The sequence below is a fragment of the Nitrospira sp. BLG_2 genome, from assembly GCF_049222245.1.
Window position 1 is genome coordinate 1 of record NZ_JBLYIG010000184.1, and the last position, 6,021, is coordinate 6,021.

At 56.6% G+C, this 6,021-nt stretch carries 6 protein-coding genes and 1 pseudogene; 6 read left to right on the top strand and 1 reads right to left on the bottom strand.

Translation table 11 applies throughout. The features are described 5' to 3' along the window. Positions 1-84: 84 nt before the first annotated feature. The 6 genes from hemC to tilS all read left to right on the top strand — a co-directional run bounded on the left by hemC (position 85) and on the right by tilS (position 5,916). The gene (gene hemC, locus ACOSYY_RS05085) at positions 85-1,002 is read left to right on the top strand and encodes a hydroxymethylbilane synthase (RefSeq protein WP_526023281.1); all 918 of its coding nucleotides are present in this window, start codon (positions 85-87) and stop codon (positions 1,000-1,002) included. Then, positions 999-2,567, top strand: coding sequence for a uroporphyrinogen-III C-methyltransferase (gene cobA / locus ACOSYY_RS05090; RefSeq protein WP_421661187.1), 1,569 nt, complete (start codon positions 999-1,001; stop codon positions 2,565-2,567). Before hemC ends, cobA begins: the two co-directional genes overlap by 4 nt. Before the next feature lie 49 nt (positions 2,568-2,616). Beyond that, positions 2,617-3,009 carry a CBS domain-containing protein gene (locus ACOSYY_RS05095; protein WP_421661188.1) on the top strand — a complete coding sequence of 131 codons (393 nt, stop codon included), beginning with the start codon at positions 2,617-2,619 and terminating at the stop codon, positions 3,007-3,009. A gap of 8 nt (positions 3,010-3,017) precedes the next feature. Next, the gene (gene hemB / locus ACOSYY_RS05100; RefSeq protein WP_421661189.1) at positions 3,018-3,989 is read left to right on the top strand and encodes a porphobilinogen synthase; all 972 of its coding nucleotides are present in this window, start codon (positions 3,018-3,020) and stop codon (positions 3,987-3,989) included. Positions 3,990-3,995: 6 nt separating this feature from the next. Beyond that, positions 3,996-4,940, top strand: coding sequence for a bifunctional riboflavin kinase/FAD synthetase (locus tag ACOSYY_RS05105; RefSeq protein WP_421661190.1), 945 nt, complete (start codon positions 3,996-3,998; stop codon positions 4,938-4,940). A 130-nt stretch (positions 4,941-5,070) separates the two neighbouring features. Then, positions 5,071-5,916 (top strand): tRNA lysidine(34) synthetase TilS, encoded by an 846-nt coding sequence (gene tilS, locus ACOSYY_RS05110; protein ID WP_421661191.1) that lies wholly within the window; start codon positions 5,071-5,073, stop codon positions 5,914-5,916. Here tilS and ACOSYY_RS05115 read toward each other — a convergent pair. Beyond that, a pseudogene (locus tag ACOSYY_RS05115) lies at positions 5,909-6,021 on the bottom strand (FGGY family carbohydrate kinase); the annotation flags it as partial. The gene tilS and the pseudogene ACOSYY_RS05115 sit on opposite strands and share 8 nt — an antisense overlap.

Sequence of the window (6,021 nt, forward strand, 5' to 3'; positions counted from 1 at the left end):
AACCTCGGTTCAGAAACCAGTCCGCTGACCGGCGGGCCACGAAAGAGTCTCAACGTGTCGATACAGAACGGTCAACGCTCAACCTTGGTTCTTGGGACGAGAGGCAGCAAATTGGCGCTCTGTCAAAGTGAATGGTTCCAATCCAAGGTTCAGGAGGTCGTGCCGGAGGTCCGAGTCGTGCTCAGGAAGATTCAGACCTCCGGCGACAAGATCGTTGACGTGCCGTTGGCAAAAATCGGGGGGAAGGGCTTGTTCGTCAAGGAAATTGAGGACGCTTTGCTCGCCGGTTCCATCGATTTCGCTGTTCATAGCATGAAGGATGTTCCGGCGCAATTGCCCGAAGGGCTCGACATCCTCTGTGTGCCTCAGCGGGAGGATGCACGCGATGTCTTAATCAGTCGTGAAGGCTACTCGTTTTATGATCTTCCATTCGGTGCCAACATCGGGACTGCAAGCCTTCGGCGCCAGGCGCAATTGTTACAGGCCAGGCAGGATTTAAGAATCGCGATGCTGCGCGGCAACCTGGATACGAGACTGAGAAAACTCAAAGAAGGACAGTTCGATGCCATCGTCCTGGCGGCGGCCGGTCTGCACCGGTTGGGGTGGTCTCAGGCGATCACGGAATATCTCCCACCCGTCCTCAGTCTGCCTGCGATCGGACAGGGAGCCCTCGGTATAGAAGGTCGGACCAATGACGCATTCGTACGGTCCGTCTTATGCCGATTCAATCATCAGGCAACCCATACGACCGTAACGGCAGAGCGGGCGTTCTTGCATCGCTTGGAAGGCGGCTGCCAGGTGCCCATCGCAGCCCACGCAATTCTGTCCGGCGAGGAATTGGTGCTGGATGGTCTTGTGGCGAGTGTCGATGGAAGGATCATCATTCGCGACCGGATCGAGGGGACACGTCAGCAAGCTCATGCTCTGGGCATTGAGTTGGCCGAACGACTGCTCACCCGTGGAGGGGACAAAATTCTCCGGGAGATTTACGGATCGGCGTGAACGTGGTACGAGAAAACAAGGGAAAGGTCTATTTGGTCGGAGCTGGTCCTGGAGATCCCGGACTCTTGACCCTGCGAGGCAAGGAGTGTCTTGAGCAGGCCGACGTGGTGCTTTACGATTACTTGGCCAATCCTCTCCTTCTTGCCCAGGCCCCGGACCGAGCAGAGCGCATCTATGTCGGACGGCGAGGCAAGGGGAAATATCCAGAGCAGGGGGCCATCAATGATCTGCTGATTGAGCGAGCAAGAGCGGGCAACGTCGTGGTGCGGTTGAAGGGAGGCGATCCATTTGTCTTTGGGCGAGGAGGAGAAGAGGCGGAAGCGCTCGCCTTGGCAGGAATTGAATTCGAAGTCGTGCCTGGCGTGACCGCTGCAGTTGCTGCCCCTGCGTATGCCGGCATTCCGGTGACCCATCGAACGGTGGCGTCTACCTTGACGATCGTCACAGGGCATGAAGATCCAGGGAAGCCTTCCACGGCCTTGGACTGGTCAAGACTGGCGACGGATCAAGGTACCGTCGTCTTCCTCATGGGGATGAAAAATCTTTCGACGATCGCCGCAACTTTAATGGCCGAGGGGCGAGCGGGGTCGACCCCTGTTGCGATCATTCGGTGGGGGACAAGGGTTTCACAGCAGACCATCGTCGGTACGTTGGCGGATATTGCCGATAAAGCGGCGGCAGCACAGATGGAGCCGCCGAGCGTCATTGTGGTGGGGGAGGTCGTTCGACTGAGGCCAAAACTCAACTGGTTTGAGCGGCGCCCGCTCTTTGGGAAACGGGTGCTCATGACGCGAGCGAAAGAGCAGGCTGGTGAGCTGGCTGCTCTATTGGCCGGCTATGGAGCTGAACCGGTTGAGGCGCCGACGATCAAGATCGTTCCCCCTCCAGACTGGACACCCGTCGATCAGGCGATCTCCGAGATTGGGACGTACAACTGGATTATTTTTACCAGCGTCAATGGGGTGAGCCGTTTCATGACGAGATTGTTCGCTCGTGGGTTCGACTCACGCTGCTTGGCCGGCCGTCGGATTTGCTGCATCGGACCTCGGACCGCTCAGGAACTGGAAAGGTTCGGTGTCAGGGCGGATGTGGTTCCGGTAGAATATCAAGCGGAGGGAGTGCTAGCCGCGCTGGATCCGCGGGATGTCGACAAATCTCGCATCCTGATTCCTCGGGCCGAAGTGGCCAGAAACCTCTTGCCGGACGAGCTTCGTGGCGCCGGTGCGCATGTGGCGGTCGTGACCGTGTATCGAACACTCACGCCGGACCATGGTTCAGAAGAGTGGCGGAAGGAGCTTATGGATCGTCGGATCCATATCATCACGTTTACCAGCTCTTCCACGGTGCGCAACTTTGTCGTGATGCTCGGCGGTGGTGAAGCGGTGAAGCCGCTCTTGCAATCCGTCGTGATCGCTTGTATCGGACCCATCACGGCCAAGACGGCAGAGGAATACGGTTTGACGGTCTCGATCATGCCGAGCGAGAATACGATCCCCGCGCTGGTGGAAGCGATAGCCCGCCACTATAGAAGCCGTGAGCAGGTTACCACGGGAGCTCTGCTGTAAACGAAGCACGTGAGATGTACCATAGTCCTATACAAGGAAGGAGAGTGAGATGGTCCCTGTAAAGTCGTTCATGATTCCCAGAGAAAAGTTCGTGACGGTGCCTCGTGATACGGATACACAGACGGCCGCCCGCATCATGCGCGATCGCGGGATCGGTAGTTTGTTCGTGACCAACGACCGTGAGATCATCGGCATCATCACGGATACGGACATGATGCGTCGGGTGGTTGCGGCAGGGGCGGACGCGACGAAGACCACGGTCGAGCAAATCATGTCGGCTCCTATCATGACGATCGAGGAGGGCAAGACGTTGCTGGACGCGAATGATCTCATGGCGCAGTCCCATCTGCGGCACTTGGGAGTCACGCGTGACGGGAAGTTGGTGGGGGTCATCTCCGTTCGGGACCTCGTCGTGTTCTTAACGAACCTGCCACGGAAGTAAGGTGGGTTATGGGGTTTCCGATCCAGAGGCTTCGACGATTGAGACAGCATGACTCGTTGCGTCGGATGGTGCGCGAAACGACGCTGTCGCCATCTGATTTCATCTATCCTCTGTTTGTGATCGAAGGACAGGATCGTCGGGAAGAAATTGCTTCGATGCCGGGCCAATTTCGGTTATCCGTCGATCTGCTGGTCAAAGAGGCGGGAGAGGTTCAAGCCCTAGGCATTCCGGCCGTCATTCTATTTGGGATCCCGGAGCATAAAGACGAGCGTGGCAGTTCAGGGTGGAATGCGAACGGCATTGTGCAGCGGGCGATCAGAGCCATCAAACAACAAGTACCGGGATTGCTTGTGATCACGGATGTCTGTATCGACGAGTATACCAGCCACGGACATTGCGGAATCGTCAGGAATGGAAAAGTTCTCAATGATGAGACGCTCGAGTGTCTCACGGTGATGGCACGTACCCATGCCGAAGCTGGCGCCGATATGGTCGCTCCGTCGGACATGATGGATGGTCGTGTCGCTGCGATCAGACGCGAATTGGATCGCGCCGGGTTTTCCGATCTGCCGATCCTGGCGTATGCCGCCAAGTTCTCCTCCTGCTTCTATGCACCGTTTCGTGACGCGGCCTTTTCCAGTCCTCAATTCGGTGACCGACAGTCCTATCAGATGGATCCGGCTAATGCGCGCGAAGCGCTGCGCGAGATCGAGTTCGATATCGACGAAGGCGCCGATATCGTGATGGTCAAGCCGGCTCTGCCGTATCTGGACATCATTGCAATGGCCCGTGCGCGTATGCTTCTTCCACTAGCGGCCTATCAGGTGAGCGGCGAGTACAGTATGATTAAGGCGGCAGCGAGAGCGGGATGGCTGGATGAATCACGTGCCATGATGGAATCGCTGCTGGCGATCAAGCGGGCTGGAGCCGATCTGATCCTGTCGTATTTTGCGAAAGACGCCGTCAAGCTGCTTTATTGATCGACGATGCAAGTGACCCGCGGATATTCGGACGAGGTTGTACGGCCGTATCCGGTGGGAACCATCGGCAATTTCGACGGTCATCATCTCGGTCACCATGCGCTCTTGAAACAGGTGGTTGAGACAGCGCGCCGAGCCCATGGAACGGCTGTCGTTCTGACTTTCGACCCTCATCCGGTTAAAATCCTTGCGCCGCACGTTGATCTGCGATTTCTGACGAGCAGGGAAGAGAAACGTGCCCGTTTTGGGCAAGCCGGAATCGATGAGGTGGTCTCCCTAGAGTTTACTCAAGCATTTGCGTCACTGTCTCCGGAGATGTTCGCTGAGCAGGTACTATCCAGAGGGCTCGGACTCAAAGAGATTTTTGTCGGACAACATTTTGCCTTTGGGCACAAACGAGCAGGACGGATCGGCGATTTGATCGCGCTCGGCAAACGATTCGACTTCATCGTCCATCCGATTCCTCCCGTGATGGTCGATGGAGGAGTGGTCAGCTCGACGAGAATACGACGGCTCATCATTTCTGGTCAGGTCGATCAAGCGGCTGTCCTGCTCGGCCGGCACTATGCCCTGAGCGGAGTTGTATCCTCTGGCGAGGGGAGGGGGCGAACATTGGGATGCCCTACTGCAAATCTTCAGTTACCTGCAGACCGTGTGGTACCTGCCGATGGCATTTATGCCTCTGTCGCGATCGTAGGCCAGGAGCGGCATGACTCGGTCGCCTATATCGGTACGAGACCGACCTTTGACGGGGGTGAGCGGGGGTTGGAAGTATTTATCCTGGACGGGATACACGAGCTGTATGGACGAACGCTCACTGTTGAGTTTGTCGGTCGTATCAGAGGCGACGCGCAGTTTGAGAGTGGAGAAGCTCTAAGCCGGCAAATCGGGGCTGACGTGGATGCGGCGAAGAGTATCCTACGTCGATATCATAAAATAATCGGAGGGTGATGAGGCGCATGGTGCGATGAAGAAAGAGCGCCACGTTTCTGCGCGCCGGCGAGACGGTGAGCCGGCTGTGTCTTCCGAGAGCGCAGCTGGCGGGCTTTTTCAGCATTCTGTTAACAGATCCATCAATAACATGACCTGGCCCCCGCTCTTGCATCGAGTCGTTGGAACGGTTCGGTCCCGAAACCTCTTTCAACGTGACCAACACATATTGGTCGCCATCTCGGGAGGACCCGATTCAGTCGCACTGCTATCGATCCTGCATCATCTCCGACCGAGTTGGAAGCTGACGCTATCAGCCGTTCATTGCAACTATGGACTACGAGGTGATGAGTCCGACGGAGATCAAAAATTTGTCGAATCCTTTTGCCGTGGGCTCGAAGTTCCTCTCCATGTTCGACGGGTGGAAATCCACATTCGTGAGCGTCAAACCTCAGTGCAGGCTGAAGCCCGTGACCTCCGCTATCGGGTGATGCAGGAAATCTCCGAGCAGTGCGGGGCGGACCGTATCGCGATAGGCCATACGGCAGACGATCAGGCGGAGACGGTTCTATTATGGATGCTTCGTGGTGCGGGACTGACCGGTCTTTCCGGCATGCCCGCGTTCCGCAGTAACAAGATCATTCGGCCTTTGTATGACGCCAAGCGGCAAGAAATCCTGGCGTATCTTTCCACGGCAGGGGTATCGTTTAGAGTGGACTCCAGCAATTTCCAGATGCATTACCTGCGGAACCGAGTGAGGGGAGAGGTTATTCCGATTCTGAATCGACTGGTCCCTTCCTGCGTCGATGCGCTCTGCAAGCTTGCGGACATCTGCAGGGAAGACGATCGTTGTCTGGACCAGCAGGTGAATGCCCTTTTCTCTTCTACCGTGAAGCGAGGATCTGCCCGAAGCTGGGGGATTGATCGCAAGGTTCTTATGACACTTCCGCTTGCCTTTCAACGGCGTTGCATCCGAAATCTTTTTTGGCGCAGATGACATCTGTCCGCGTGTCTTGCCAGACGATGGCGTTGTAAATTGGCTTGCCGGTGTTCTTGTCCCACACGACAGTCGTTTCGCGTTGATTCGTGATTCCAATCGCGG